The organism is Streptomyces sp. NPDC046831, from assembly GCF_040645305.1.
Classification (GTDB): Bacteria; Actinomycetota; Actinomycetes; order Streptomycetales; family Streptomycetaceae; genus Streptomyces.
In genome coordinates, this window is sequence record NZ_JBEYXZ010000009.1 from 100,137 (window position 1) to 125,839 (window position 25,703).

The 25,703-nt window shown below is 69.8% G+C and carries 26 protein-coding genes; 12 read left to right on the forward strand and 14 right to left on the reverse strand.

Annotated features, from left to right (window positions below; all coding sequences use genetic code 11):
* Positions 1 to 64 precede the first annotated feature (64 nt).
* Together ABZ920_RS11170 and ABZ920_RS11175 are read right to left on the reverse strand one after the other, a co-directional pair.
* Complete coding sequence (locus ABZ920_RS11170) at positions 65 to 1,147, reverse strand: inositol-3-phosphate synthase (protein WP_361501696.1); 1,083 nt, start codon at positions 1,145 to 1,147, stop codon at positions 65 to 67.
* Positions 1,148 to 1,191: 44 nt separating this feature from the next.
* The gene (locus tag ABZ920_RS11175; protein WP_361501699.1) at positions 1,192 to 1,875 is read right to left on the reverse strand and encodes a helix-turn-helix transcriptional regulator; all 684 of its coding nucleotides are present in this window, start codon (positions 1,873 to 1,875) and stop codon (positions 1,192 to 1,194) included.
* 374 nt (positions 1,876 to 2,249) lie between these two features.
* Between ABZ920_RS11175 and ABZ920_RS11180 the strand changes: the two genes are divergently transcribed.
* Positions 2,250 to 4,877, forward strand: coding sequence for a transglycosylase domain-containing protein (locus tag ABZ920_RS11180; protein WP_361501702.1), 2,628 nt, complete (start codon positions 2,250 to 2,252; stop codon positions 4,875 to 4,877).
* A gap of 270 nt (positions 4,878 to 5,147) precedes the next feature.
* Positions 5,148 to 6,665, forward strand: a complete 1,518-nt coding sequence (locus ABZ920_RS11185; protein ID WP_361501889.1) for a glycosyltransferase 87 family protein — start codon at positions 5,148 to 5,150, stop codon at positions 6,663 to 6,665.
* Positions 6,666 to 6,747: 82 nt separating this feature from the next.
* Here the strand turns inward: ABZ920_RS11185 and ABZ920_RS11190 are convergent, their stop codons facing one another.
* From ABZ920_RS11190 to ABZ920_RS11200, 3 genes are all read right to left on the reverse strand, one after another.
* Positions 6,748 to 7,779: an alanine racemase gene (locus tag ABZ920_RS11190; RefSeq protein ID WP_361501705.1), complete on the reverse strand. Its 1,032-nt coding sequence runs from the start codon at positions 7,777 to 7,779 to the stop codon at positions 6,748 to 6,750.
* A gap of 78 nt (positions 7,780 to 7,857) precedes the next feature.
* Entirely contained in the window at positions 7,858 to 8,979 is a 1,122-nt protein-coding gene (gene femX / locus ABZ920_RS11195) for a peptidoglycan bridge formation glycyltransferase FemX (RefSeq protein WP_361501708.1), read from the reverse strand.
* Positions 8,980 to 9,195: 216 nt separating this feature from the next.
* The gene (locus ABZ920_RS11200; protein WP_361501711.1) at positions 9,196 to 9,504 is read right to left on the reverse strand and encodes a hypothetical protein; all 309 of its coding nucleotides are present in this window, start codon (positions 9,502 to 9,504) and stop codon (positions 9,196 to 9,198) included.
* Between the two features lie 325 nt (positions 9,505 to 9,829).
* Here ABZ920_RS11200 and rpsF point away from each other — a divergent pair, with 325 nt between their 5' ends.
* From rpsF to rplI, 4 genes are all read left to right on the forward strand, one after another.
* Positions 9,830 to 10,120: a 30S ribosomal protein S6 gene (gene rpsF, locus ABZ920_RS11205; protein ID WP_004985983.1), complete on the forward strand. Its 291-nt coding sequence runs from the start codon at positions 9,830 to 9,832 to the stop codon at positions 10,118 to 10,120.
* A gap of 78 nt (positions 10,121 to 10,198) precedes the next feature.
* Positions 10,199 to 10,777, forward strand: a complete 579-nt coding sequence (locus tag ABZ920_RS11210) for a single-stranded DNA-binding protein (RefSeq protein WP_361501714.1) — start codon at positions 10,199 to 10,201, stop codon at positions 10,775 to 10,777.
* 81 nt (positions 10,778 to 10,858) lie between these two features.
* Complete coding sequence (gene rpsR / locus ABZ920_RS11215) at positions 10,859 to 11,095, forward strand: 30S ribosomal protein S18 (RefSeq protein WP_003949403.1); 237 nt, start codon at positions 10,859 to 10,861, stop codon at positions 11,093 to 11,095.
* 18 nt (positions 11,096 to 11,113) lie between these two features.
* The gene (gene rplI / locus ABZ920_RS11220; RefSeq protein WP_361501716.1) at positions 11,114 to 11,560 is read left to right on the forward strand and encodes a 50S ribosomal protein L9; all 447 of its coding nucleotides are present in this window, start codon (positions 11,114 to 11,116) and stop codon (positions 11,558 to 11,560) included.
* A 137-nt stretch (positions 11,561 to 11,697) separates the two neighbouring features.
* Here rplI and ABZ920_RS11225 read toward each other — a convergent pair whose 3' ends face one another.
* Positions 11,698 to 13,035 carry an MATE family efflux transporter gene (locus ABZ920_RS11225; protein ID WP_361501719.1) on the reverse strand — a complete coding sequence of 446 codons (1,338 nt, stop codon included), beginning with the start codon at positions 13,033 to 13,035 and terminating at the stop codon, positions 11,698 to 11,700.
* 460 nt (positions 13,036 to 13,495) lie between these two features.
* Here ABZ920_RS11225 and dnaB point away from each other — a divergent pair, with 460 nt between their 5' ends.
* Positions 13,496 to 14,974 carry a replicative DNA helicase gene (gene dnaB / locus ABZ920_RS11230; RefSeq protein WP_361501722.1) on the forward strand — a complete coding sequence of 493 codons (1,479 nt, stop codon included), beginning with the start codon at positions 13,496 to 13,498 and terminating at the stop codon, positions 14,972 to 14,974.
* A gap of 115 nt (positions 14,975 to 15,089) precedes the next feature.
* On the opposite strand, the gene ABZ920_RS11235 is transcribed toward dnaB, so the two are convergent.
* Complete coding sequence (locus ABZ920_RS11235) at positions 15,090 to 15,815, reverse strand: dienelactone hydrolase family protein (protein WP_361501725.1); 726 nt, start codon at positions 15,813 to 15,815, stop codon at positions 15,090 to 15,092.
* 142 nt (positions 15,816 to 15,957) lie between these two features.
* Between ABZ920_RS11235 and ABZ920_RS11240 the strand changes: the two genes are divergently transcribed.
* Entirely contained in the window at positions 15,958 to 17,343 is a 1,386-nt protein-coding gene (locus tag ABZ920_RS11240) for a serine hydrolase domain-containing protein (protein ID WP_361501728.1), read from the forward strand.
* A gap of 254 nt (positions 17,344 to 17,597) precedes the next feature.
* Here ABZ920_RS11240 and ABZ920_RS11245 read toward each other — a convergent pair whose 3' ends face one another.
* From ABZ920_RS11245 to ABZ920_RS11275, 7 genes are all read right to left on the reverse strand, one after another.
* Complete coding sequence (locus ABZ920_RS11245; protein WP_361501730.1) at positions 17,598 to 18,050, reverse strand: GNAT family N-acetyltransferase; 453 nt, start codon at positions 18,048 to 18,050, stop codon at positions 17,598 to 17,600.
* A 39-nt stretch (positions 18,051 to 18,089) separates the two neighbouring features.
* Entirely contained in the window at positions 18,090 to 18,554 is a 465-nt protein-coding gene (locus ABZ920_RS11250; protein ID WP_361501733.1) for a MarR family transcriptional regulator, read from the reverse strand.
* A gap of 268 nt (positions 18,555 to 18,822) precedes the next feature.
* Positions 18,823 to 19,689, reverse strand: a complete 867-nt coding sequence (locus ABZ920_RS11255; protein WP_361501736.1) for a GNAT family N-acetyltransferase — start codon at positions 19,687 to 19,689, stop codon at positions 18,823 to 18,825.
* 127 nt (positions 19,690 to 19,816) lie between these two features.
* Positions 19,817 to 20,299: an NUDIX hydrolase gene (locus tag ABZ920_RS11260; RefSeq protein ID WP_361501738.1), complete on the reverse strand. Its 483-nt coding sequence runs from the start codon at positions 20,297 to 20,299 to the stop codon at positions 19,817 to 19,819.
* 87 nt (positions 20,300 to 20,386) lie between these two features.
* The gene (locus ABZ920_RS11265; protein ID WP_361501740.1) at positions 20,387 to 21,292 is read right to left on the reverse strand and encodes a LysR family transcriptional regulator; all 906 of its coding nucleotides are present in this window, start codon (positions 21,290 to 21,292) and stop codon (positions 20,387 to 20,389) included.
* 284 nt (positions 21,293 to 21,576) lie between these two features.
* Positions 21,577 to 22,755: a cystathionine gamma-lyase gene (locus tag ABZ920_RS11270; RefSeq protein ID WP_361501743.1), complete on the reverse strand. Its 1,179-nt coding sequence runs from the start codon at positions 22,753 to 22,755 to the stop codon at positions 21,577 to 21,579.
* Positions 22,756 to 22,910: 155 nt separating this feature from the next.
* A complete protein-coding gene (locus ABZ920_RS11275) occupies positions 22,911 to 23,288 on the reverse strand; it encodes a phage holin family protein (protein WP_361501746.1) in 378 nt (125 codons plus the stop codon).
* A gap of 47 nt (positions 23,289 to 23,335) precedes the next feature.
* Between ABZ920_RS11275 and ABZ920_RS11280 the strand changes: the two genes are divergently transcribed.
* The 4 genes from ABZ920_RS11280 to ABZ920_RS11295 all read left to right on the forward strand — a co-directional run bounded on the left by ABZ920_RS11280 (position 23,336) and on the right by ABZ920_RS11295 (position 25,668).
* A complete protein-coding gene (locus ABZ920_RS11280; protein ID WP_361501749.1) occupies positions 23,336 to 23,653 on the forward strand; it encodes a cupin domain-containing protein in 318 nt (105 codons plus the stop codon).
* Positions 23,654 to 23,834: 181 nt separating this feature from the next.
* Positions 23,835 to 24,047 (forward strand): DUF5326 family protein, encoded by a 213-nt coding sequence (locus ABZ920_RS11285; RefSeq protein WP_361501752.1) that lies wholly within the window; start codon positions 23,835 to 23,837, stop codon positions 24,045 to 24,047.
* A 296-nt stretch (positions 24,048 to 24,343) separates the two neighbouring features.
* Entirely contained in the window at positions 24,344 to 25,132 is a 789-nt protein-coding gene (locus tag ABZ920_RS11290; RefSeq protein ID WP_361501755.1) for a helix-turn-helix domain-containing protein, read from the forward strand.
* A gap of 98 nt (positions 25,133 to 25,230) precedes the next feature.
* Positions 25,231 to 25,668, forward strand: a complete 438-nt coding sequence (locus ABZ920_RS11295) for an SsgA family sporulation/cell division regulator (RefSeq protein ID WP_361501758.1) — start codon at positions 25,231 to 25,233, stop codon at positions 25,666 to 25,668.
* Positions 25,669 to 25,703: the final 35 nt, after the last annotated feature.

Below are 25,703 nucleotides of genomic sequence, written 5' to 3' on the forward strand. Positions count from 1 at the left end.
CACATACGGGAAGATCCCCGGGCACGGCGCCTCGGGGATCTTCCACGGCCTGCGGGGCGGAGCGTCAGCGCTCGACCTCGCCGCGGATGAACTTCTCCACGTTCTCGCGGGCCTCGTCGTCGAAGTACTGCACCGGCGGGGACTTCATGAAGTACGAGGACGCGGACAGGATGGGACCGCCGATGCCGCGGTCCTTGGCGATCTTCGCGGCGCGCAGGGCGTCGATGATGACGCCGGCGGAGTTCGGGGAGTCCCAGACCTCCAGCTTGTACTCCAGGTTCAGCGGGACGTCACCGAAGGCACGGCCCTCGAGGCGGACGTAGGCCCACTTGCGGTCGTCGAGCCACGCGACGTAGTCGGACGGGCCGATGTGCACGTTCTTCTCACCGAGGTCCCGGTCGGGGATCTGGGAGGTGACGGCCTGCGTCTTGGAGATCTTCTTGGACTCCAGGCGCTCACGCTCGAGCATGTTCTTGAAGTCCATGTTGCCGCCGACGTTCAGCTGCATCGTGCGGTCCAGGATCACGCCCCGGTCCTCGAACAGCTTCGCCATGACACGGTGCGTGATGGTGGCGCCGACCTGCGACTTGATGTCGTCGCCGACGATCGGGACGCCCGCCTCGGTGAACTTGTCCGCCCACTCCTTGGTGCCGGCGATGAAGACCGGGAGGGCGTTGACGAAGGCGACCTTGGCGTCGATGGCGCACTGGGCGTAGTACTTCGCCGCGTGCTCGGAACCCACGGGGAGGTAGCAGACGAGGACGTCGACCTGCTGGTCCTTCAGGACCTGGACGACGTCGACCGGCTCCTCGGCCGACTCCTCGATGGTGGCGCGGTAGTACTTGCCGAGACCGTCGAGGGTGTGGCCGCGCTGGACCGTCACCCCGGTGCTGGGGACGTCGCAGATCTTGATGGTGTTGTTCTCGGAGGCGCCGATGGCGTCCGCGAGGTCGAGGCCGACCTTCTTCGCGTCGACGTCGAAGGCGGCGACGAACTCGACGTCCCGCACGTGGTAGTCGCCGAACTGCACGTGCATGAGGCCCGGGACCTTGGACGCCGGGTCGGCGTCCTTGTAGTACTCGACGCCCTGCACCAGCGACGCGGCGCAGTTGCCCACGCCGACGATGGCTACGCGAACCGAACCCATTCCGGTTGCTCCCTGTGTGTTCTCGGTGAAGCCCCGACGGGACCTCACATGGCGGTGTCGCCGGGCGTATCCGGCCGGGACGTGTTCCCGGGCCGGGGCAGGCCGCCCGTCGCTCCATTGGTGGTGTCCTGCTGAGCGGATTCGCCGGATGCCGGACCCTTCAGGTCCCGCCCGGCGCGCTCGCTCTCGATGAGCTCGTTCAGCCAGCGCACTTCGCGCTCCACGGACTCCATCCCGTGGCGCTGGAGCTCGAGGGTGTAGTCGTCGAGGCGCTCGCGGGTGCGCGCGAGGGAGGCGCGCATCTTCTCCAGGCGCTCCTCCAGCCGGCTGCGGCGGCCCTCGAGCACGCGCATGCGCACGTCCCGGGAGGTCTGCCCGAAGAAGGCGAAGCGTGCGGCGAAGTGCTCGTCGTCGTACGTGTCGGGGCCCGTCTGGGAGAGCAGCTTCTCGAAGTGCTCCTTGCCCTCCGCCGTGAGCCGGTAGACGATTTTGGCCCGGCGCCCCGTCAGTGAAGCGGCGCCGGCTTCCTCGGCGGTGTTCCCCGGCTCTTCGATCAACCAGCCGTTTGCGAGCAGCGTCTTGAGGCAGGGATAGAGCGTCCCGTAGCTGAACGCACGGAACACACCCAGTGACGTATTGAGTCGTTTGCGCAGCTCATAGCCGTGCATCGGGGATTCGCGGAGCAGGCCGAGTACGGCGAACTCGAGGATCCCGGAACGCCGGCCCATCGTCGCCTCCTCTCTGCCGCGGACATGCCGTGACGGTCTTTATCTCGCACTGATGTATCGACTCGATACATCACGACGATAGAACGGCCTGTCGGGTGGGACAAGAGGGGGGATGGTGAACGGGATCACATCACCGATTCGTTGGAGGCAAGTTGCCCTATTTGGGGTGAACTTCGGACCTCGGCAGGTTTTGGCGGTGCGTAGTCTGTGCGCCATGCACACCGCCGGGAACCGAGTGACGCCCGGGGACGTCCTCGTCCTCGGTGCAGTACGGGTGAATGCGGGACCGACCGCATCCGTACTTCGGGGGGACCGGAAACCAGCCGCTGTTTCCAGGCGCGCAGGGATGCGCCTGCCCGAGGAGTAATCGTTCGATGAGCGAGCACCGTCGCAAACCGCCGCAGCCGCAAGGAGGCGGACGTGCCGCGGCCCGACGCGGCCAGTCCGGTTCGTCCTCCACCCGCCGCGCGGCACCGCGAGGCGCCACCGGATCTCCTGCCGACTCCTATGGGCCCAGTTCCTATGGGTCGGTCTCGTCCGGCGTGGGGGGTGATGAGCATTCCTACGGCGGTCGCGCCGAGGCCCGCCGGGCCGCACAGAGAAACGGCGGCCGCCGCAGGACGGCCGAGCCGGGACGGCGTGGTGGTCCCGGCGGCCCGAACGGCCCCGGGCGGGGCAGGGGCCGCCCGGCGCCGCCCGCGCGGAAGGGCTTCATCGACTATCCGCGGGCGGGCAAGTACGGAGCCGCCCGCTGGCTGCCCTCGTGGCGGCTGGTCACCGGCACCCTTCTCACCTTCATCGGCGGGCTGATGGTCGCGGCCGGCATCGGGTACGCGATGGTCGGCATTCCGAAGGTCAATGAGACGGCCCTGGCCCAGAACAACGTCTTCTACTGGTCCAACGGCACCCAGTTGGCGGCCACGGGCGGCCAGGCCAACCGGCAGATCGTGCCGCCGTCGGAGATCCCGAAGGACATGAAGAACGCGGTGGTCTCCGCGGAGAACGCCTCGTTCTACACGGACAAGGGCGTCGACCCGATGGGCATCGCCCGCGCGTTCGTCAACATGGCCCGGGGCGGTGAGACGCAGGGTGGCTCGACCATCACCCAGCAGTTCGTGAAGAACACCTACCTGAGCCAGGAACAGACGGTCTCCCGCAAGTTCAAAGAGCTCTTCATCTCCATCAAGGTCAACTCGAAGATGTCGAAGGACGAGATCCTCGCGGGCTACCTGAACACGGCCTACTACGGACGCAACGCCTACGGCATCCAGGCCGCCGCCCAGGCCTACTTCGGCGTGGACGCCAAGAAGCTCACCACCGAGCAGTGCGCCTTCCTCGCGTCCGTCCTCAAGGGCCCCAACCTCTACAACCCCGACGGCGGCATCGGCGCGGCGGCCACCGAGAAGGCCAACACCGAGCGGGCCAGGGAGCGGTGGAACTGGATCCTGGGCCGCATGGTCGAGCTGGGGAAGCTGCCGGCGGCGGAGCGGCCCGACCCCAGCAAGTTCCCCAAGTTCAAGGCGCCCACCTCCTCCCTGTCCGGACAGACGGGTTACCTCGTCGACATCGCCAAGGAGTACGTGGCGAAGAAGACGGGCCTGACCCCAGAGCAGCTCGAGAAGGGCGGCTACCGGATCTACACGACCTTCGACAGGAAGAAGGTCCAGGAGCTGACAGACGCGGTCCAGAAGACGAAGAAGAGCTTCCTCGACCCCAAGAAGCGTCCGGAGCTCGACACGCACGTCCAGTTCGGCGCGGCCTCGATCGACCCGAACTCGGGCGCGATCGTCGCGCTGTACGGCGGCGACGGCTACAACAAGGGGCACTACACCAACAACGCCAACACCTCGGGTGTCCCGGTCGGCTCGACCTGGAAGCCGTTCGTGCTGGCCGCGGCGATGAAGTACGGCACCTACGAGACCCGCCCCGAGCCGCTGTCCCCCCTGGCCCGGTACAACGGCGACGACCTGGTCGTGATCCGGAACCAGAACGGCGACCCGATCATGGGCAACGACGGCAAGCCGTTCCGCCAGAAGAACGAGGGCACCACGGACTGGGGCATGGTCACCCTCAAGAAGGCCATGGAGCAGTCGATCAACACGCCGTTCGCCCAGCTGGGCATCGACGTCGGCCTGGAGAACACCCGGACCCTGGCGCAGTCGATCGGCATCCTCCCGGAGTCCTTCGACAAGGGGAACCTGCGCAACGTGTCGTTCTCGCTGGGTACGTCCACCCCGAGCGCCATCCGCATGGCGGACGCGTACGGCACCTTCGCCAGCTCGGGAACGCACTACGAGCCCTACTCGGTCACCGCGGTGAAGAAGGACGGCCGGAACCTGCCCGGGTTCTCGGCCCCGGAGGGCGAGCGGGCGCTCGACGAGAACATCGCGAACAACGTCACGGACGTCTTGGAGAACGTGGTCGAGAACGGTACGGCCAAGAAGATCGCGGACATCGGCTTCCCGGCGGCCGGCAAGACCGGTACGACCGACAAGAACAAGTCGGCGTGGTTCGTCGGGTACACGCGGGAGCTGTCCACCGCCGTCACGCTGTTCCGCACCGACCCTGCCCAGGCCGAGCTGCTGTCCATGAACGGTACCGGCGGTGTCCCGTCGATCCACGGTGGTGACATCCCGGCCCAGATCTGGAAGGACTACATGGCGGAGGCGACGAAGGGCGACGCGCACAAGCCCTTCCCGGACGCGGAGCCCATCGGCGAGATCGTCAACGCGGTGCCGAGCCCGTCGGTGACGCCCACCCCCTCCGAGCCCGTGGAGGAGAGCCCGTCGCCGAGCCCCTCGCCGAGCGTCACGTCCACCAGCCCGTCCCCGTCGCCGAGCAACACCTGCGGCTTCTTCGGGTGCAACGGCAACGGCGGGAACGGCAACGGCGGCAACACGGACGGCGGCACGAGTACCTCCCCGTCGCCGAGCGAGAGCAGTGGCAACGCGACCAGAGGCAACGGTCCCGGAGGCGGGATCTTCGGCGGCACGAGCAACTAGCCGCCGAGCCGTTCGACAGCGAAAGGGCCGGGCCCTCGGAACCCCTCCGAGCGCCCGGCCTCTTTGTGTGGCCGGGCGCGTCTCCCAGGGGACCCCGCAGCTCCTCGTCCATGGGCGCCTGACCGTCAAGGGGCGCCTGGCCTCATTCGGCAGGCGCCGTTCGTCCGCGGTGTCCGGTCCGTTGCCTCCTGGGTGTTTCACGTGAAACATGTGCCGGTGATCCCGCCGGGTGCCGCGTGCCCCGGCGCGCCCCCGAATGCGTACGGCAGGATGTGCGGCATGCCCAGTGCTGAATCGACGCAAGCGAGCGTGCACGAGCCCGGTCCGGTGCGGCCCACCCAGGAGGACGAGGTTGCCGCGGCCGGCAGTGAGCTGATCGGCGGCCCCGTCGGACGGCGCGCCCTGCTCGGGACGTCCTGGTGGACGCCCGTGCGGATCATCGCGCTCGTGGCGATCGGCATGTTCGCCCTCGGTCTGGTCCAGAAGGCGCCCTGCTACAACGGCGCCTGGTTCTTCGGGGCCAGCTCCCAGTACACCAAGGCGTGCTACTCGGACATCCCTCACCTCTACCAGGGCCGCGGTTTCGCCGACGGTCTCGTGCCGTACTTCGACCGGCTCCCCGGTGACATGGACTTCCTCGAGTACCCGGTGCTCACCGGGCTCTTCATGGAGGTGGCCTCCTGGCTCACTCCCGGCAGCGGGAGCATCCAGGACCAGGAGCAGTGGTACTGGGTGGTCAATGCCGGGATGCTCATGGTGTGCGCGGCCGTCATCGCCGTGTGCGTGACCCGTACGCATGCCCGCCGGCCCTGGGACGCCCTGCTGGTCGCCCTGGCGCCCGCCCTGGCGCTGACCGCCACCATCAACTGGGACCTGCTCGCCGTCGCTCTGACGGCCGCCGCCATGCTCATGTGGTCCCGGGGCCGTTCCCTCGCCTTCGGCGTACTCCTGGGGCTCGCCACGGCCGCCAAGCTCTACCCGGTCCTGCTGCTCGGCCCGCTGCTCGTGCTGTGCTGGCGCGCCGGCACGTGGCGGGAGTACGGAAGGGCACTGGGCGGCGCGGTCGGCGCCTGGCTGGTCGTGAACCTCCCCGTGATGCTGTTCGCCTTCGAGGGGTGGTCGAAGTTCTACCGCTTCAGCCAGGAGCGCGGCGTCGACTTCGGCTCGTTCTGGCTGATCCTGGCTCAGAACTCGCGCCGGCCCCTCAGCACCGACACCGTCAACACCGTCGCGGCCCTGCTCATCCTGCTGTGCTGCGGAGGCATCGCGGCACTGGCGCTGAGCGCCCGGCGCCGCCCGCGCTTCGCCCAGCTGGCCTTCCTGGTCGTGGCGGCCTTCGTCGTCACCAACAAGGTCTACTCGCCGCAGTACGTCCTCTGGCTGGTCCCGCTGGCCGCGCTGGCCCGGCCGAAGTGGCGGGACTTCCTGGTCTGGCAGGCGTGCGAGGTGGCGTACTTCCTGGGCATCTGGATGTACCTCGCGTACACCATGAGTGGTGACGCCCACAAGGGCCTGCCCACCGACGGCTACCACTGGGCCATCGGTGTGCACCTGCTCGGCACGCTGTACCTGTGCGCGGTCGTCGTGCGCGACATCCTCGTGCCGGAGCGGGACGTGGTGCGCCGCGCCGGGGACGACGACCCCTCGGGCGGCGTGCTCGACGGGGCGGAGGACGTCTTCGTCCTGGGGACGGCGGCCCGTCCGCCCCGCCACGCTGTCCACTGCGACGAGCGCGCCGCGGGCTGGGGACGCCGCGACCCGTTCGCCGCCGACGACAGTTCGCTCTGAGCGAAACGGACGGGTGAGCCCGTACGCGAAAGGCCGTACCCGGAGGTCTCCGGATACGGCCTGTGGCTCGGCGGGGGGACGCTCAGCGATCCACGATGCGGTCGAACTGTGTGGTGGTGTGCCGCAGATGGGCCACCAGTTCGTCGCCGACCTTCGGTTCCGGGGCGTCCGAGGGCACGAACAGGATCGACACCTGCATGTGCGGCGGTTCCGCGAACCAGCGCTGCTTGCCGCCCCAGACGAACGGGGAGAGATTGCGGTTGACCGTGGCGAGGCCGGCCCGGGCGACGCCCTTGGCACGCGGCATGACGCCGTGCAGCGCCTTGGGGGCCTCCAGGCCCACCCCGTGCGACGTACCGCCCGCGACGACCACCAGGAAGCCGTCCGAGGCCGCCTTCTGCTGCCGGTAGCCGAAGCGGTCGCCCTTGGCGACGCGCGTGACGTCCAGGACGGCGCCGTGGTACTCCGTCGCCTCGTGGTCCCCCAGCCACAGCCGGGTGCCGATACGCGCCCGGAAGCGGGTCTGCGGGAACTGCTGCTGCAGCCGGGCCAGTTCGTCGGCCTTCAGATGACTGACGAACATGGTGTGCAGGGGCAGCCGGGCCGCACGCAGCCGGTCCATCCAGCCGATGACCTCCTCGACGGCATCGGAGCCGTCGGCGCGGTCGAGCGGCAGGTGGATGGCGAAGCCCTCCAGGCGGACGTTCTCGATGGCGGCGTGCAGCTGGGGCAGCTCCTGCTCGGTGATGCCGTGCCGCTTCATCGAGGACATCACCTCGATGACGATGCGCGCCCCCACCAGGCCGTAGACCCCGTCGACCGACGACACCGAGCGCACGACGCGGTCGGGCAGCGGCACGGGCTCCTCGCCTCGCCGGTACGGCGTCAGCACCAGCAGGTCACCGCTGAACCAGTCCTTGATCCGCGCGGCCTCGTAGGTGGTGCCGACGGCGAGCATGTCCGAGCCCAGCCGTGTGGCCTCCTCCGCCAGCCGCTCGTGCCCGAAGCCGTAGCCATTGCCCTTGCAGACCGGGACCAGACCCGGGAACTGCTCCTGCACGTGCTTGTGATGCGCCCGCCAGCGCGCGGTGTCGACGTAGAGCGTGAGCGCCATGGCCGGACCTGGGACCTTTCTCGTGGCTGCGGTGTAGCAGGGAGGGAGACGGAAACGGGGGAAACGCGAGACGCGGGGTCAGCGCCGCGACATGTAGATGTCGAGCGCCTTGTGGAGCAGCTTGTTCAGCGGGAAGTCCCACTCGCCGAGGTACTCGGCCGCCTGCCCGCCGGTGCCCACCTTGAACTGGATGAGACCGAAGAGGTGGTCGGACTCGTCGAGCGAGTCGGAGATGCCCCGCAGGTCGTACACGGTGGCGCCGAGCGCGTAGGCGTCCCGCAGCATCCGCCACTGCATGGCGTTCGACGGCCTCACCTCACGGCCGATGTTGTCGGAGGCGCCGTAGGAGTACCAGACGTGGCCGCCGACGATCAGCATGGTCGCCGCAGCCAGGTTCACACCGTTGTGGCGGGCGAAGTACAGCCGCATGCGGTTGGGGTCCTCGGAGTTGAGGGCCGTCCACATGCGCTGGAAGTACGACAGCGGACGGGGGCGGAAGTGGTCGCGCACCGCCGTGATCTCGTACAGCCGCTGCCACTCCTCCAGGTCCTGGTAACCGCCCTGGACCACCTCGACGCCGGCCTTCTCGGCCTTCTTGATGTTGCGGCGCCACAGCTGGTTGAAGTTCTTGTGGACCTCTTCCAGGGAGCGGTTGGCCAGCGGCACCTGGAAGACGTAGCGGGGCTGGACGTCGCCGAAGCCGGCGCCTCCGTCCTCGCCCTGCTGCCAGCCCATGCGGCGCAGCTTGTCGGAGACCTCGAAGGCGCGCGGCTCGATGAAGTCGGCCTCCAGGTCGCGCAGACGCTTCACGTCCGGGTCCTGGATGCCCTTCTTGATGGTGTCGGCGTCCCAGCGCCGGATGATCACGGGCGGGCCCATCTTCACCGAGAAGGCGCCCTGCTGCTTCAGGTGCGCCAGCATCGGCTGGATCCAGTCGTCGAGATTCGGCGCGAACCAGTTGATGACCGGGCCCTCGGGCAGGTACGCCAGGTACCGCTTGATCTTGGGGAGCTGACGGTAGAGGACGAGACCGGCGCCGACGAGCTGGCCCGTCCGGTCGTCGAACCAGCCGAGGTTCTCCGAGCGCCACTCCGCCTTGACGTCCGCCCAGGCCGGCACCTGCATGTGACTGGCAGCGGGCAGGCTCTGGACATAGGCCAGATGCTGCTCTCGACTGATGGTCCTCAGGGTCAGGCTCATTCGGGGCGCTCCTCGGGCTGGCGTGTCCCCATGGGTACAGGGGTCCGGCTCTCGCCGAAGCCTACTGCGCTGGGCGAGCGGCCCGAATGACCGTACGGAACCTTCGCACCGGCCCATGGGCTGCCGGGGTGTCACCTGCACGCGTGTGCACGGCCGTCCGCCGGGTTCCCGGCGGACGGTGACCGTGATCAGTGGGAGGTGGAAGGGGTGTGGGTGTCAGCCGACCAGGCCGCCGTGCCACATGCCGAGGAAGAAGCCCACCGCGGAGGCGCCGAGGCCGAGGATCAGCCCGAAACGCTCGCGTGTCGTCACCGACACCCACTGGCCGTACGCGCCGGTGAGGATGCCGACCAGGCCGGTCCAGGAGCTCAGCAGGTGCAGACTCTGGGACGACAGCGCCGTGACGAAGGACGTCAGGCCCAGCACCAGGGTCACCACGAGCAGGGTGTCCTGGAGAGGGTGGCGCTTGCCGTCCGTGGCCATGAGGCCGCTGCCCGCGGTGTTGGGTCGCAATGCCTGTGCCATGGGGCACCTCCTGCGAAAGGCGGCGCATCGTAGCGCCGTACACACCCGATGTGTCCAGGTTGACGGGTCCTGCCGCCTGATTTCAACCCGAAGCGGGGGTGCGGGTACTCTGTACCGTCTGCACCTGTCGTGCCTGCCCGGTAGTACGTCGGGGCGGAACGCCGGGCACTCGCTCCCGATCCGACGGAGCGGCCCGGGGATCCGGCCGGCCGGCCCCCATTGTCAGTGGTGGCTGTTTTACTGGCAGGCATTGGTGCACCACGCATCACAACCCTCCTGCCACGGAACGACCGTGGCCGCTGAGTCCAGAGGAGGTGGGTTCCACATGCGTCACTACGAGGTGATGGTCATCCTCGACCCCGATCTCGAGGAGCGCGCTGTCTCCCCGCTGATCGAGAACTTCCTTTCTGTCGTCCGTGACGGCGGCGGAAAGGTCGAGAAGGTCGACACCTGGGGCCGTCGTCGTCTCTCGTACGAGATCAAGAAGAAGCCCGAGGGCATCTACTCGGTCATCGACCTGCAGGCCGAGCCTGCGGTCGTCAAGGAGCTCGACCGCCAGATGAACCTGAACGAGTCGGTCCTCCGGACCAAGGTCCTCCGTCCCGAGACCCACTGAGCTCTCCCGCTCAGCTGATCCCGGGATTCGAGTAGCAGCACCCAGCAGCCAGCAGCACACCCGCCGAGAGGTTCCCCCATGGCAGGCGAGACCGTCATCACGGTCGTCGGCAATCTTGTCGACGACCCCGAGCTGCGCTTCACCCCCTCCGGTGCGGCGGTCGCGAAGTTCCGTGTCGCGTCCACGCCCCGCACCTTCGACCGTCAGACGAACGAGTGGAAGGACGGCGAGAGCCTGTTCCTGACCTGCTCGGTCTGGCGCCAGGCGGCGGAGAACGTCGCCGAGTCGCTCCAGCGAGGCATGCGCGTCATCGTGCAGGGCCGGCTGAAGCAGCGGTCCTACGAGGACCGCGAGGGCGTCAAGCGCACGGTCTACGAGCTGGACGTCGAGGAAGTCGGCGCCAGCCTGCGCAACGCCACGGCCAAGGTCACCAAGACCACGGGCCGCGGTGGCCAGGGCGGTTACGGCGGCGGTGGCGGCCAGGGCGGCGGCGGCTGGGGCGGCGGCCCCAGCGGCTCCAGCGGCGGCGGCCAGGGCGGTGCTCCGGCCGACGACCCGTGGGCGACCGGCGCTCCCGCCGGTGGCAACCAGGGTGGCGGCGGCTGGGGCGGCAGCTCCGGCGGCGGTGGCGGCTACTCGGACGAGCCCCCCTTCTAGGGCGTCCAGCCCGGTTTCCGGACCGGGCCGGGCCGAGGGCGGGGCCGTACCCACACTTCTTGATCACACAGGAGAAACACCATGGCGAAGCCGCCTGTGCGCAAGCCGAAGAAGAAGGTCTGCGCTTTCTGCAAGGACAAGGTCACGTACGTGGACTACAAGGACACGAACATGCTGCGGAAGTTCATTTCCGACCGCGGCAAGATCCGTGCCCGCCGCGTGACCGGCAACTGCACGCAGCACCAGCGTGACGTCGCCACGGCCGTCAAGAACAGCCGTGAGATGGCGCTGCTGCCCTACACCTCCACCGCGCGATAAGGGAAGGGTGAGCCACACATGAAGATCATCCTTACCCACGAGGTCTCCGGCCTCGGTGCCGCGGGTGACGTCGTCGACGTCAAGGACGGCTACGCTCGCAACTACCTTATCCCGCGGAAGTTCGCGATCCGCTGGACCAAGGGTGGCGAGAAGGACGTCGAGCAGATCCGTCGTGCTCGCAAGATCCACGAGATCCAGACCATCGAGCAGGCCAACCAGATCAAGGCCCAGCTCGAGGGTGTGAAGGTCCGTCTGGCCGTCCGCTCGGGCGACTCCGGCCGTCTCTTCGGTTCCGTCACCCCGGCCGACGTCGCCTCGGCGATCAAGGCTGCCGGTGGTCCGGAGGTCGACAAGCGCCGCATCGAGATCGGTGCGCCGATCAAGACCCTGGGCGCCCACGAGACGTCCGTGCGTCTGCACCCCGAGGTCGCCGCGAAGGTCGACGTCGAGGTCGTCGCGGGCTGATCACCGCGTTCGGCTGGAGCAGCTGGAAGAAGGGCCGTACCCCGCCGGGTGCGGCCCTTCTTCGTGGCTGGGTCGCCGTGCCTCACCGGAGGCCGTGGTCCGTGTGTTCCACGTGAAACGGCGGCCGGTCGCGACGGTCAGCGGGCCGCGCCCGTCACCAGCCACCGCCCGGAGCGGGTGCGCAGCCAGAGAGTGATCATCCGTACGGTCATCATCAGCGTCATCGCGCCCCACAGCGCGGTGAGCCCCCCGCCGAGTGCGGGCACCAGCACGGCGGCCGGGGTGAAGACCGCGAGCGTGACCAGCATCGCCCAGGCGAGGTACGGGCCGTCGCCCGCACCCATGAGGACGCCGTCGAGGACGAAGACGATGCCGCAGACCGGCTGGGAGAGCGCCACCACGAGCAGCGCCGGCAGGGCGGCCTCCCGCACGGGGGAGTCGGAGGTGAACAGCGGCAGGAAGACCGGCCGGGTCACGATTACCAGGAGACCGAGGACCAGGCCGACCGCGACGCCCCACTGCACCATGCGGCGGCAGACGGCCCGGGCGCCCTGGGCGTCGCCGGCCCCGAGGTAGCGCCCGATGATCGCCTGTCCGGCGATCGCGATGGCGTCGAGTGCGAAGGCCAGCAGGCTCCACAGTGACAGGATGATCTGGTGCGCGGCGATGTCGGCGTCGCCCAGGCGGGCGGCCACCGCTGTCGCGATCATCAGGATCGCCCGCAGGGAGAGCGTGCGGACGAGCAGGGGTGCGCCGGCCTGCGCGCAGGCTCTGATCCCAGCGACGTCCGGGCGCAGCGAGGCACCGTGGCGGCGGGCACCGCGGACGACCACGGCCAGGTACACGGCGGCCATGCCGCACTGGGCGATGACCGTGCCCCAGGCCGAGCCCGCGACGCCGAGTCCGGCGCCGTAGACGAGGCCGGCGTTGAGGACGGCGTTGGCCACGAAGCCGCCGATGGCGACGTAGAGCGGTGTCCGGGTGTCCTGCAGTCCCCTCAGGATGCCCGTGGCGGCCAGCACGACGAGCATGGCGGGGATGCCCAGGCTGGAGATGCGCAGGTAGGTCGTCGCGTACGGGGCGGCCGTGGGCGAGGCGCCGAAGAGGTCCACGAGGCCGGGAGCGCCGGGCAGGACGACCGCGATGACGGCGGCGCCGATCAGGAGCGCCAGCCAGACACCGTCCATGCCCTGGCGGATGGCGGCCTGGAGATCGCCCGCACCGACGCGCCGGGCGACGGCCGCGGTGGTGGCGTAGGCGAGGAAGACGAAGACGCTGACGGCCGTTGTCAGGAGGGCCGAGGCGATGCCGAGCCCGGCGAGCTGCGCCGTGCCGAGATGGCCGACGATGGCGCTGTCGGCCATGACGAAGAGCGGCTCGGCGACGAGTGCGCCAAAGGCCGGAACGGCGAGCGCGACGATCTCGCGGTCGTGCCGGCGCCGCACGGCGGCAGGGCGTACGGGGGCCTGTGTCATAGCCACCAATCTAACCGTCCACAGGTAAGAGATGCAAAGGGCATGTGACCCTTACTCGGGCGTATGTGTCCTGCGTATGTGCGTGACACTTCAAGCGAACTTGATCCGACCGGGGAAGTTTTTCTTCTGCACAGCCCGTGGATCATAAAGTTGCAGGTCAGCGCAGTTGGCTCGGATAAGGCGAGGGCTTGTTCACAGCGCTGTCCACCGGATCGTGCACAGGTTTCATGGAGTTCTCCACAGCATCGGGCCGCTCGTCCACATGGCCTGTGGATAACCAGATTGGCTGACGGTGCCCGGGGGCCTACCGTGGTCCGGCGCCCGCTCCGTCCGCCGGCTTCGAAAGCGTCGCCCACATGACGCGCCAGAAGCGGAGCAGGGCCTCTTAAGTGTCAGTGCCGTGCCGTAGGAAAGAGGGGCACGGCGAGGTCCGCTCGGCGGACGGGAGGAGGTCGCTCGGTTGAGCATTTCCGAGCCCTTGGACGACCCGTGGGCCGACAGCGGTCCCAGTGATCGTCTGCCCGCCTCCCGCCGGCGCCCCGACGGGGGCCGGGGCCGCGACGAGCAGCACGACCGCGGCCGGGACAGTGGTGCGTGGGACGGTGCGAGCGCCTCCTTCGAGCGGGTCCCGCCGCAGGACCTGGACGCCGAGCAGTCGGTCCTCGGCGGGATGCTCCTGTCCAAGGACGCCATCGCCGACGTCGTGGAGATCCTCAAGGGACACGACTTCTACAAGCCCGCGCACGAGACGATCTACCAGGCGATCCTCGACGTCTACGCCAAGGGCGAGCCGGCCGACCCCATCACGATCGCCGCCGAGCTGACCCGACGCGGTGAGATCAACAAGGTGGGCGGCGCCTCCTATCTGCACTCCCTGGTGCAGACGGTGCCGACGGCGGCGAACGCCGAGTACTACGCCGAGATCGTCCACGAGCGCGCCGTCCTGCGGCGCCTGGTCGAGGCCGGCACGCGCATCACGCAGATGGGCTACGCGGCCGACGACGACGTCGACGAGATCGTCAACCGGGCCCAGGCGGAGATCTACGCGGTCACCGAGCAGCGCACCAGCGAGGACTACCTGCCGCTGGGCGACATCATGGAAGGCGCTCTCGACGAGATCGAGGCGATCGGTTCGCGCAGCGGGGAGATGACGGGTGTCCCGACCGGCTTCACCGACTTCGACTCGCTGACCAACGGTCTGCACCCGGGGCAGATGATCGTCATCGCCGCCCGTCCCGCGATGGGCAAGTCGACGCTCGCGCTCGACTTCGCCCGTGCCGCCTCGATCAAGCACAACCTGCCGAGTGTCATCTTCTCGCTCGAAATGGGCCGTAACGAGATCGCGATGCGTCTGCTGTCGGCCGAGGCCCGGGTCGCGCTGCACCACATGCGGTCGGGCACGATGACCGACGAGGACTGGACCCGGCTGGCCCGGCGGATGCCGGACGTGTCGGCCGCTCCGCTCTACATCGACGACTCCCCGAACCTGTCGATGATGGAGATCCGCGCGAAGTGCCGCCGCCTCAAGCAGCGCAACGACCTGAAGCTGGTCGTCATCGACTACCTCCAACTGATGCAGTCGGGCGGCTCCAAACGTGCCGAGAGCCGTCAGCAGGAGGTCTCGGACATGTCCCGGAACCTGAAGCTGCTCGCCAAGGAACTGGAGATCCCGGTCATCGCGCTCTCGCAGCTCAACCGTGGTCCCGAGCAGCGCACCGACAAGAAGCCGATGGTCTCCGACCTGCGTGAGTCCGGCTCGATCGAGCAGGACGCCGACATGGTCATCCTGCTGCACCGCGAGGACGCCTATGAGAAGGAGTCCCCGCGCGCCGGCGAGGCGGACCTGATCGTCGCCAAGCACCGCAACGGCCCGACGGCGACCATCACCGTCGCCTTCCAGGGCCACTACTCGCGGTTCGTGGACATGGCGCAGACCTGATGACGCGAGGGCGGCCTCCCGGCTCCGGCCGCGCGATCCGGCCGCCCGCTTCCTGCCGGCCGCGTTGGTAGGGGCGCGGCGAGGTGAGGGGTCCCGGGTCAGCGAGCGGCCCGGGTCAGTCCGCCACGGGCAGGCACTCGGCGAGCAGGGCGACGATGTCGCGCCAGGCCCGCTGCGCGTGCTGCGGGTGATGGGCGACACCCGGTAGCACGGTGTGGCCGACCGTCGGGTGGTGGAAGGCGTGCTGGGCTCCGCCGTACACCGTCAGGCGCCAGTCGACGCCCGCGGCCTGCATCTCGGCGGCGAAGGCCTCCCGCTGCTCGGCGGGCATGATCGGGTCCTCCGAGCCGACGCCGGCCCACACCGGGCAGCGGATGCGCGCGGCCTCACCCGGCCGGCCCGTGGTCACCGCGTTGACCGTCCCGATTGCCCGCAGGTCGACGCCGTCGCGCCCGAGTTCCAGCGCGATCGCGCCTCCGGTGCCGTAGCCGACGGCGGCTGTCCGGGCGAGGTCGGCCCGCGGTTCGGCACGCAGTACGTCGAGCGCCGCATGGCCGATCCCCCGCATCCGGTCGGGGTCGGCGAGTAGCGGGGTCACGTGGGCCAGCATCTCCTGCGGGTCGCTGAACCAGCGTCCGCCGTTGATGTCGAACGCCAGCGCCACGTACCCCAGTACGGCGAGGGCGTCGGCCCGGCGGCGCTGGAAGTCGTTCAGCCCTGGCCCCTCGGGCCCGATCAGGACCGCGGGCCGGCGGTCGACACCGGCGGGGAGCGCGAGGTGTCCGATCATCGTGAGGCCGTCGGCCGGGTATTCCACCGTGCGCGTGGTGACCGTCGTCATGAGACCGGACGGTAGCGATGGCCGAGCGCGGTCGGGCCGGTTCTTGGCTGTCGGCAGAACAGCGTTGGCGAGAGCCCGTGGGCGGGCACTGTGGAAGGCCCCCGCACTCGACGTGCGCGCCCACGCCGGATGGACTGGGGGCATGACGACTACTCAGGAAGAACTGCTGCCCGGCACGCGACGGGCCCTGCTGCACCGGATCGCCCTGGCCCAGGCCGAAGGGCGCGCACCGTCCCTGGTCGCGGCGGTCGTCCGGGGCAGCCGCGCGGTGTGGCACGGCGCGCGGAGCATGAGGGACGAGCACGCTCCCGACGAGAACGTGCAGTACCGGATCGGCTCGATCACCAAGACGTTCACCGCCGTGCTCGTACTGCGGCTGCGTGACGAGGGCGCCCTCGACCTCGGTGATCCACTGGAGAAGCACCTGCCCGGGACAGGGGCGGGGCATGCGACCATCGCCGAACTCCTGGCCCACACCAGTGGGCTGGCTGCCGAGACGCCGGGGCCCTGGTGGGAGCGGACCCCCGGATCGCTGCGTCCGGAACTGACCGATCTCCTCGGTGAGCAGCCCCTACGGCATCCGGCGGGCCGGCGGCACCACTACTCGAACCCCGGATACGCCCTGCTGGGGGCGTTGGTCGAACAGGTACGGGGCGCCTCCTGGGAGGACGTCCTCCAGCGGGAGGTGCTCGAGCCGCTGGGCCTGTACCGGACGAGTGTGCGCCCGCGGGATCCGCATGCGGGCGGCTGGGCGGTCCATCCCTGGGCCGATGTGATGCTGCCCGAGCCCGCCGAGGATCTCGGCCGGATGGGCCCCGCCGGGCAGTTGTGGTCCACCACCGGCGACCTGGCCCGCTTCGCGGTCTTCCTGGCCCACGGTCACGACAGCGTGCTCAGCGCGGAATCCGTGCGGGAGATGCGGACGCCCGCGGCTCCGGCCGAGGTGGCGGACCTGGCGGACGGAGCGACGTACGGACTCGGCCTGCAGATCCAGCACTGCGGCGGCCGGGTGCTCGTGGGGCACTCCGGGTCCCTGCCGGGTTTCCTGGCGAACCTCACCCTCAGCGTGGAGGACGACGTGGCCTGCGTCGTCCTGGCCAACTGCACCTCCGGCCCCGCGCTGTCCACGGTGGGCGCCGACCTGCTGCGGATCGTCACCGAGGCCGAACCGCGCATCCCCGCACCGTGGCGGCCGCTGCGGGAGGCCGACCCGTCGGTGCTGGAGTACGTGGGGCAGTGGTACTGGGGCACGCAGGGCTTCGCGCTGCGGTTGACGGCGGACGGCCTTGTGTCACTGGAGCCGCTGTCCGGGAGGGGGCGCCGGTCGAGGTTCCGGCAGAACGGCGACGGAACCTGGACGGGTCTGGAGGGGTACTACGCGGGCGAGCTGCTGCGGGTGGTGCGACGGCCTGACGGTTCGGTCAGCCACCTCGACCTCGGATCCTTCGTCTTCACCCGGCAGCCGTACGACGACTCGGCGCCCCTGCCCGGCGGAACCGACCCGGAGGGGTGGCGGGGCATCGGCTAGGTCCTGTCGCTGGCAACAGACCGGCTGTGAGGTGCGGTGCCTTCCGGTCGGCGCAACGCCTGGGTGACCCAGACCAGGCCTTGTGCCCGTCGGCATGACAGGCGTCCTGTTTCACGTGGAACAGGACGCCTTGCCTTTGCGCCGGCCGGGCCGGGCTCGATCGTCCGGCAGCCGAAGCCGAAGCCGAAGCCGAAGCCGAAGCCGAAGCCGAAGCCGAGGCACGACGTCCGAGGTCCGGCGCGTCGGTGCCGAGGTCAGAGCTGGAGCTTGAAGCCCACGTGTGAGGCCGTGAAACCCAGCCGCTCGTAAAAACGGTGGGCGTCGGTGCGTGTCGCGTCCGAGGTCAGTTGCACCAACTGGCAGCCGTGGCACCGCGAGGCGCCGATCGCCCACTCGATGAGCTGTGTGCCCAGGCCGCTGCCGCGTTCGTCGGCATGGACCCGTACGCCTTCGATGATCGACCGGGTGGAGCCGCGCCGGGACAGTCCGGGAATGATCGAGAGCTGCAGCGTGCCGATGACGCGTCCCTCGCGTACCGCGACGACCAGGTGCTGGTTCGGGTCGCTGCTGAGCCGTTCCAGTGCGGCCTGGTACGGAGCGAGGTCGTCCGGCGACTCGCGCTGTGCGCCCAGCGGGTCGTCCGCGAGCATGCCGACGATGGCAGGGACGTCGTCGGCGACGGCGGGCCGTATGTCGAGATCTTCCATGCCCCCGCACCCTACGCGGGGCGGTCACGACCGTCGGGATTACGCCGTGGCAGGAGCGTGGAGCGACTCCACGGCCCGGACCAGCGGCGCGAGGTCCGGGTTCTTGGCTGCCTCGTCGAGCGCATCGCGCAGCGCGCGGTCATTGGTCGGCCGGGCCTCTTCGAGCAGCTTGAGGCCGGCCTCGGTGACATTGGTGTAGATGCCGCGTCGGTCGGTGGGGCACAGATAGCGCTCGAGCAGACCTCGGTCCTCGAGCCGGGTGACCAGCCGGGTGGTGGCGCTCTGGCTGAGCACGACCGCGTCGGCGACCTGCTTCATCTGCAGATGGCCGCCTTCCCCGTCGTGCTGTCGGCTGAGGACGTCCAGCAGGAAGTACTCGCGCGCACTCAGATCGTGCCCGGCCTGCAGGGCGCGCTCGATGTGCGCCTCGATCCTGCCGTGCAGCAGGGAGAGGGCGCCCCATCCCTGGGAGAGGGCGGTGAGCGCGGGGTCCGTCGCTGTCATGGGCCTTTTCCTCCGTCCCGATGCTGATGACCAGGATAGGACAATGGCGCAATAGCCTTTATGTGCGCATAACCGGCGTATGCAAGTGGCTGGGGAGGAAAGCGAGACCCGCTGTCGACTCTGTCCGCTCGGTGTCCGCTGCGGACCGGACCGGCTCAGGAACGGCGGATCCTGGCAGACAACGACCTCGCTCACCCCCCGGCGCCTCCTGGCGGCACCTACCGGCTCCCGGAAGGGGAGCCGGTAGGTGCCTGGACGCCTTCCGTCCTCAGACCGCCGCGACCGTCAGCGGAGCGAACCGCCGGGTCCAGTCCCCGGGCAGCTCCGGGGTTCCGTGGGTCATGACGGCGTTGGTGGCGATGGGCTCCAGGCCCCGTTCCTTCAGCCAGCCCAGCAACTCCTCGTGCCGCACGTCGACGTCGGTCCGCAGCGGGCGGTCGGTGTGCGCGGCGAGTGAGGCGACCAGAGCCTGCGCGGTCTCCGTGTCCCGGGCGATCAGCGGTCCCACGACATGGGTGTCCATGTTGGGCCAGGCGGCCGCGTACCCGATGATGCGGCCACCGTCCTCGGCCACGCGCAGCTGGTCGGCGAAGGCGGGCAGCCGCGCGATGATGTGCGTGCGGTCGGCGCCGAGCACGTCCTGATCCAGGCGGAGGATGCCGGGGAGGTCGTCGGCGGTGGCCACGCGGGTGGTGACGCCGGACGCCGTCCGTTCCGGCGTGAAGTGACCGCGCACCATCTCGGCGCGGCCGGTGACCTTGAAGCCGAGCTCCTCGTAGAGAGGGCGGCCGTTCGGTGTGGCGTGCAAGGTCAGCGGCGTCGTCTGCATCGCGGCGATCACATGGCGCATCAGCCGGCGCCCGATGCCCTGCCGGGCATGCCGTTCGGCGACCAGGACCATGCCGACGGCCGCGAAGTCCGGGCGGTGCTGCGGACCGTACTCCGTGACGACGCATGCGGCGACGAGCCCGCCGTCGGGGTCGTCGATGCCGTACGCCCTCCCCGCGGTGAGCAGGAGGCCCCACTTGTGTTCCTCCCGCGGCCACCCCCGGTTCTCGGAGAGGTCGGCGCAGGCGGTGAGGTCGCGAGGCGTCAGCCGGCGGATGGGCGAAGCGGCGGGGGAAGGAGTCGGCACGCAGGTCAGGCTGACCGACGCGCGCCGCCGGCGTCCACCCGTTTCGAAGGGCACCTGTGTTCTTTTGGACACCGGACGGGTTCGTGCCGAAGGTGGGTACTGCCCGTGCTGTGCCGACCCGGGGGAGTCAGCCCAGGTCAGGGGCGTGCATGGCTCGGACGCCCTCGATGTTGCCGTCCAGGTAGTGCCGCAGGGACAACGGGACCAGATGGACGGACGCGATGCCGACCCGGGTGAACGGCACCCGGACGATCTCGTACTCGCCGGCGGGCTCGTCCACCTCGGGGCCGTGCCGCAGGGCCGGGTTCATGGACTCCAGGCGGCAGACGAAGAAGTGCTGCACCTTCACACCGGTCGCCCCGCCGTCCTCACCGATGTGCTCCACGGTGTCCACGAAGCAGGGCACCACGTCGGTGATCTTCGCGCCGAGTTCCTCGTAGACCTCACGGTGGAGGGCGTCGACGACGGTCGTGTCCCCCGGTTCCACCCCGCCCCCGGGTGTGACCCAGTAGGGATCCACACCGGGCTTGGTGCGTTTGATCAGGATCAGGTCGTCACCGTCGAGAAGGACGGCGCGGGCGGTGCGCTTGACCACGGGTCGGACGGTCATGGGAGGAATGTGGCCCAGCTGGTTCCACGTGAAACATCGCGGAACGTCACCGCGGGCGCACCGGGAGCTGTCCCGCGCACGGGGGGCTCAGCACCAGCTCGTGGCGGCCTGCGACAGCCACGCGTGGGCCCTCGCGATGTGCGGCACCGCCAGGGTGCCGCTGCGCGCCACCAGGAAGTATGTCCGCAACGGAGGCACCGCCGGCTCATGGAGGGCCACGACGTCGCGGCGCTCCAAAGCGGCGGCGCACAGATAGCGGGGCAGCACCGCAAGCCCTGCGCCGGCGACGACGCAGGCGAGGACCGCGCGGAGATCGGGCACGATCACGGTCCCGGACGTGGCGGGCCGGGAGTCGAACACGGAGGCCCAGTAGCGGGAGACGAACGGCAGCGACTCGTGGACCTCGACCACCGGGACATGCTCCAGGGTGGAGGCGTCCGCGCCGGGTGCCGCCGTCGCGCCGATCCCGTCCGTCCACCGCGGCGCCGCGACGAGGACGTGCTCCTCGTCGCACAGCGCTGTGGCGGTGAGCAGCGCTCCCCGGGGACGGACCGTGCTGATGGCCAGATCGTGATGGCCTGCTGCCAGTCCCTCCAGTGTCTCCTCGGCGTTGCCGAAGGACGCGCGCAGGGCGAACGGCTGCCCGTCGTCACCGGTCAGCTCGGTGAGAGCGGGCAGCGCCCGCTCCGCGGTGAACTCCGGCGGTCCGGCCAGGTGCAGGGTGCGCAAGGAGGATTCGTCGTCCAGGCCGGTCTCGGTGATCTCCACCAGGGCGTCGAGATGCGGCGCTGCCTTGTGCGCGAGCTCGTCGCCGATGGTCGTCGGGGTCACACCGCGGGCCCGGCGCAGGAACAGGGGCCGGCCCAGCTGCCGTTCCAGGGTGCGGATCTGGGAGGTGACCGCCGGCTGGGAGAGGCCCAGCAGCGCGGCGGCACGGGTGAAGGAGCCCGCCCGGTGCACGGTCACGAAGGTGCGCAGCAACGCCAGATCCATCGCGCTCCCTTCCCCCTCGGCGCCGTTGGTGCGCGCGGCGGCTCGCGCCCTGCGCTCCGCGTCCCGCCGCCCAGGACCAGCCCAACTATAAATATGTCGATAGGTCTCTGTCGCTACCGTGATTGGACACTGACAGAGAGTCAACTAGCCTTGGTCGCGCGGTTCTTCGCGCGCGGAACCGAGGGCGGTCCGAGCCACGAGGGGGGAGGTTCGGACCGTCCGCCGTGCTCCTCCGGAGGCCCTCGGGCGTCCGGAGGAGCACTTGGCTGCCAGGACCAGGAAGATCAGTCCGCCGACTCGTCCAGCGCCCGCAGCACGTCCGCCACCAGGTCCGCGGAGTCCTCCGCCCCGACCGACAGCCGGATGAAGCCCTCCGGCACCGCGTCGCCGCCCCAGCGGCCGCGCCGCTCGGCGGTGGAGCGCACGCCGCCGAAGCTCGTCGCGTCGTCCACCAGGCGCAGCGCGTCGAGGAACCGCTCCGCACGCTCGCGCGTGGGCAGCGTGAAGGACACCACGCATCCGTAGCGCCGCATCTGCTGCGAGGCCACCTTGTGCGAGGGGTCGTCGGGCAACCCCGGGTAACGCAGTCCGGTCACCTCGGGGCGCTCGCGCAGGGCCTCGGCGAGAGTGAGGGCCGAGGCGTTCTGCCGCTCCACGCGCAGCTGCAGCGTCGCGATCGAACGGTGCGCCAGCCAGGCCTCCATGGGCCCGGGGATCGCCCCGACGATCTTGCGCCAGCGGCGTACGGCGGCCATCGCCTCGGCATCGCGGCCGGCGACGTAACCCAGCAGGACGTCTCCGTGCCCGGTGAGCTGCTTGGTGCCGCTGGCCACCGAGAAGTCGGCCCCGAGCGCCAGCGGCCGCTGCCCGAGCGGCGTCGCGAGGGTGTTGTCGACGGCGACGAGGGCACCTTGCGCGTGGGCCGCCTCGACCAGCCGCCGGATGTCGCAGACGTCGAGCCCGGGGTTCGAGGGGGACTCGATCCACAGCAGACGGGCCCCGTCCAGCACCTCGAGCTGGGCGTCACCCCCGGTCGGCGCGGTGCGCACCTCGATGCCGTAGGCCTCGAGCTGGGCGCGTGCCAGCGGCAGCGCCTGGTAGCCGTCGCTGGGCAGGACGACTGCCTCGCCGGCGCGCAGCTGCGAGAAGAGCACCGAGGAGATGGCCGCCATGCCGGAGGCGAAGACCAGCGTCTCCACACCGTCCTGCTCGGGGGCCTCCAGCTCGCCGATGGCGCGCTCCAGCAGGGTCCAGGTCGGATTCTCGTCGCGGCCGTAGGTGTACGGGCCCGTCGGATCACCGGGCAGATGGAAGTGTGCGGCGAAGACCGGTCCCGGGAGGGTCGGTTCGTGCTTGACCGGTGCGGGCAGGCCGGCCCGCACCGCACGGGTGGCGTCGCCGGAGCCGGCGGCGTCGGTCTGCGGCATCCCGGCGCCCTCGTTGTCCCTAGCGGAATCGTTCATGCCGCCGTCCCTCCAGATGCTCTCGTGCCGCGGCGAGCGGACCGGGGCTCGCCGTCCTCCACCTTCTCAGGCCGTCGCGGGGGACGGGGAAGCGGTGGACCCGTCGCGCCCTCTCCTTGCTGCGACGTGGTCCGAGCCGACGGCCGGCCGGGCGTTCAGTCCTCGTCGGGCAGGACGAGATTGAGGACCCAGGAGACGACCGAGACGATCAGGCCGCCGAGGACGGCGGTCCAGAAGCCCTCGACGTGGAAGCTCAGGTGCAGTTCGCCGCACACCCACGAGGTCAGCAGCAGCATCAGCGCGTTGACCACCAGCGTGATCAGGCCGAGCGTCAGGAGGAACAGCGGCAGGGTCAGCACCTTCACGATGGGCTTGACCACCAGGTTCACCAGGCCGAAGACCAGCGCGACGGCGACCAGGGTGCCGATCTTCCTGCCGGTGCTGTCACCGGTCAGCGTGATCTTGTCGAGGAGCCAGACGGCGACCGCGAGGGCGCCCGCGTTGGCGATCGTCTTGACTATGAAATTCTTCATGTGTCTGATCGTGGCAGACGAGATCGGCACCGAGTACGGGCGAGGCGATGAAGGCATTCCGGCTGGACGAACTGGAGGCGGAGCGAGCCGCCAACGAGGGCGCCTACCTTCAGTTCCTGCGGGAGCGGAACATGTCGGTCGGCCTGTACGCGCTGAACGCGGGGGACCACGACCCGCAGAAGCCGCACCACCAGGACGAGGTCTACTTCGTCGTCAGCGGCCGCGCCTCCCTCACGGTCGGACTGGAGACGACCGAGGTGGCGCGCGGCAGCGTGGTGTACGTGCCCGCCGGGGTCGCCCACAAGTTCCACCACATCAGCGAGGACCTGCGGGTCCTGGTGGTGTTCTCTCCGCCGGAAGCCTGAGACGCGGGTCCGGGATTCCCTAGGGGACCGGTCAGGGGAGGACAAGGGATGCGAGACCCCCGCCAGGCCTCCTGCCGCCCCTAGCATCGGGTGCAGCACATCAGGAGCTGCCGGCGTCTGGACCGGCGGGCTTCCCACAGGACCCGGCACAGCGGCGGGCGGAGAGGTGAGGACGAAGGCGATGCGAGAGATCTTCGCGGGTCTGCCGTGGTGGGTGAAGTGGGTCGCGGTGCCGGTCATCGCCCTGGTCGTCTTCGGCAGCCTGATAGCGAGCGTGGTGCACTTCGTGGTGTACCTGCTGTTCAAGGCACTGGTCTTCGTGGCGCTGGTCGGCGGGCTGATCTACGTCGTGCGGAAGGTGAGGGCGAGCTCGGCCTCGCGCAGTGACTGGTGAGCGGCGCTGGCACCGGTGAGCGGTAACAGGAATCGCCGGTTCCCTCGCGGGAGGGAAGTTTGCGCGACGGACCGCCTGCGAGCGGTGGCAGGCGGATAGGGTCCGGGAATCGACGCGGGGCCGGCCCCGCGGGCGGCATACCCCTCACCGTGTTCCGCACACGGCTGCCTTCCCTCGCTCCGGAGTGACCCTTGGCCACGGTTGACACCGCACCCGCAGAACGGCAGGCATCACCCGCGCCCCGGGCGCCGGCGCCCTCCGTGGCACTGCCCGCCCAGCCGTGCTCCGGGGCGGTCATGGAACGGTCACGTCCGAGCGTCCCGGAACAGCAGCGGTCGTCCCAGACCCTCATCGGGTCGGTCCAGCGCGCGATGCGCCTGCTGGAGACCGTCGCCCGGCACGCGCACGGCGCACCGGCCAAGCAACTGGCCCGCGAGACCGGCCTCGCGCTGCCCACGGCCTATCACCTGTTGCGCACCCTGGTGCACGAGGGATATCTGCACCGCGACCGGGGACTGTTCTTCCTGGGCGAGGCCGCCGAGCGGCTGAGTAGCAGCGGAGCGGAGCAGAAACGTCGCAGCACACTCGTCGACACGCTCGCCCGATGGCGTGATCTGCTCGGTGTTCCGCTGTACTACGCGGTGTATCGCGACGGCGAGATCGAGGTCGTGTGCGTCTCCGAGAGCCCCGGGAACCCGGCGGTGCCGGAGTGGGCCGACTTCCGAGAGACGGGCCACGCCCACGCGATCGGCAAATGCCTGCTGTCCCAGCTGGACGACGAGGCCCGCCGTGACCACCTAAGCCGCTATCCGGTGCGCTCGGTCACGCCCTACACAGTCCGGGACGACCACTCCTTCCTGCGCCGTCTGGAGCGGACGGGACGCATGGAACCGGTGACCGAGCGGCAGGAGTACGCGCTGGGGACGGTCTGCGCGGCGATCCCGGTGACGGTGGGCACGGCCGCCGCGACGCTGGCCTTCTCCCTCCCCGCCCACCAGGCCGACCGTCTGCTGCCCACAGCCCACCAACTGCAGAGCGAGGCCGGACGCCGGCTCGGCTCCCTGGCGCTCTCTATCAGCATCTGAAAACTCACTGGTTGTGATCTGTTGTGTACGTTCAGCAAGATGCCACAGTGTTTACGGGGATGATTCCCGGCCAGTCGACGGCAGATGACGGGGTAGCGATGCGCGAGTCCGTACAGGCAGAGGTCATGATGAGCTTTCTCGTGTCGGAGGAGCTCTCCTTCCGCATCCCGGTGGAGCTGCGGTACGAGACCTGCGATCCCTATGCCGTCCGGCTCACTTTCCATCTGCCGGGGGACGCCCCGGTGACCTGGGCCTTCGGGCGTGAGCTGCTGATCGACGGCGTGGGGACGCCGTGCGGGGACGGCGATGTGCGGATCTCGCCCGTCGGCACCGACTCCCCGAACGAGGTGCTGATCCGTCTGCAGGTCGGGGGCGACCGCGCCCTGTTCCGCTCGTCGACGGCCCCGCTGGTGGCGTTTCTCGACCGCACCGACAAGCTCGTGCCGCTGGGCCAGGAGGGTGCGCTCGCCGACTTCGACGCCCACCTCGACGAGGCGCTGGATCGCATCCTGGCGGAGGAGCAGAGCGCCGGCTGAAGCGCGACGGCGACGGGGCGTGCGGTGACGTAACG

Bases quoted from the DNA above. Each gene is read 5' to 3' on its own strand.
- ABZ920_RS11190 (WP_361501705.1), bottom strand. From the start codon at position 7,779: ATGGCGCTCACGCTCTACGTCGACACCGCGCGCTGGCGGGCGCATCAC.
- ABZ920_RS11170 (WP_361501696.1), bottom strand. From the start codon at position 1,147: ATGGGTTCGGTTCGCGTAGCCATCGTCGGCGTGGGCAACTGCGCCGCG.
- ABZ920_RS11185 (WP_361501889.1), top strand. From the start codon at position 5,148: ATGTGCGGCATGCCCAGTGCTGAATCGACGCAAGCGAGCGTGCACGAG.
- ABZ920_RS11200 (WP_361501711.1), bottom strand. From the start codon at position 9,504: ATGGCACAGGCATTGCGACCCAACACCGCGGGCAGCGGCCTCATGGCC.
- ABZ920_RS11285 (WP_361501752.1), top strand. From the start codon at position 23,835: ATGCGAGAGATCTTCGCGGGTCTGCCGTGGTGGGTGAAGTGGGTCGCG.
- rpsR (WP_003949403.1), top strand. From the start codon at position 10,859: ATGGCGAAGCCGCCTGTGCGCAAGCCGAAGAAGAAGGTCTGCGCTTTC.
- ABZ920_RS11225 (WP_361501719.1), bottom strand. From the start codon at position 13,035: ATGACACAGGCCCCCGTACGCCCTGCCGCCGTGCGGCGCCGGCACGAC.
- ABZ920_RS11250 (WP_361501733.1), bottom strand. From the start codon at position 18,554: ATGACAGCGACGGACCCCGCGCTCACCGCCCTCTCCCAGGGATGGGGC.
- ABZ920_RS11210 (WP_361501714.1), top strand. From the start codon at position 10,199: ATGGCAGGCGAGACCGTCATCACGGTCGTCGGCAATCTTGTCGACGAC.
- ABZ920_RS11235 (WP_361501725.1), bottom strand. From the start codon at position 15,815: ATGACGACGGTCACCACGCGCACGGTGGAATACCCGGCCGACGGCCTC.
- ABZ920_RS11270 (WP_361501743.1), bottom strand. From the start codon at position 22,755: ATGAACGATTCCGCTAGGGACAACGAGGGCGCCGGGATGCCGCAGACC.
- ABZ920_RS11265 (WP_361501740.1), bottom strand. From the start codon at position 21,292: ATGGATCTGGCGTTGCTGCGCACCTTCGTGACCGTGCACCGGGCGGGC.
- ABZ920_RS11295 (WP_361501758.1), top strand. From the start codon at position 25,231: ATGCGCGAGTCCGTACAGGCAGAGGTCATGATGAGCTTTCTCGTGTCG.
- ABZ920_RS11175 (WP_361501699.1), bottom strand. From the start codon at position 1,875: ATGGGCCGGCGTTCCGGGATCCTCGAGTTCGCCGTACTCGGCCTGCTC.
- ABZ920_RS11180 (WP_361501702.1), top strand. From the start codon at position 2,250: ATGAGCGAGCACCGTCGCAAACCGCCGCAGCCGCAAGGAGGCGGACGT.
- ABZ920_RS11280 (WP_361501749.1), top strand. From the start codon at position 23,336: ATGAAGGCATTCCGGCTGGACGAACTGGAGGCGGAGCGAGCCGCCAAC.
- ABZ920_RS11245 (WP_361501730.1), bottom strand. From the start codon at position 18,050: ATGGAAGATCTCGACATACGGCCCGCCGTCGCCGACGACGTCCCTGCC.
- ABZ920_RS11290 (WP_361501755.1), top strand. From the start codon at position 24,344: ATGGAACGGTCACGTCCGAGCGTCCCGGAACAGCAGCGGTCGTCCCAG.
- rplI (WP_361501716.1), top strand. From the start codon at position 11,114: ATGAAGATCATCCTTACCCACGAGGTCTCCGGCCTCGGTGCCGCGGGT.
- ABZ920_RS11260 (WP_361501738.1), bottom strand. From the start codon at position 20,299: ATGACCGTCCGACCCGTGGTCAAGCGCACCGCCCGCGCCGTCCTTCTC.
- rpsF (WP_004985983.1), top strand. From the start codon at position 9,830: ATGCGTCACTACGAGGTGATGGTCATCCTCGACCCCGATCTCGAGGAG.
- femX (WP_361501708.1), bottom strand. From the start codon at position 8,979: ATGAGCCTGACCCTGAGGACCATCAGTCGAGAGCAGCATCTGGCCTAT.
- ABZ920_RS11240 (WP_361501728.1), top strand. From the start codon at position 15,958: ATGACGACTACTCAGGAAGAACTGCTGCCCGGCACGCGACGGGCCCTG.
- ABZ920_RS11275 (WP_361501746.1), bottom strand. From the start codon at position 23,288: ATGAAGAATTTCATAGTCAAGACGATCGCCAACGCGGGCGCCCTCGCG.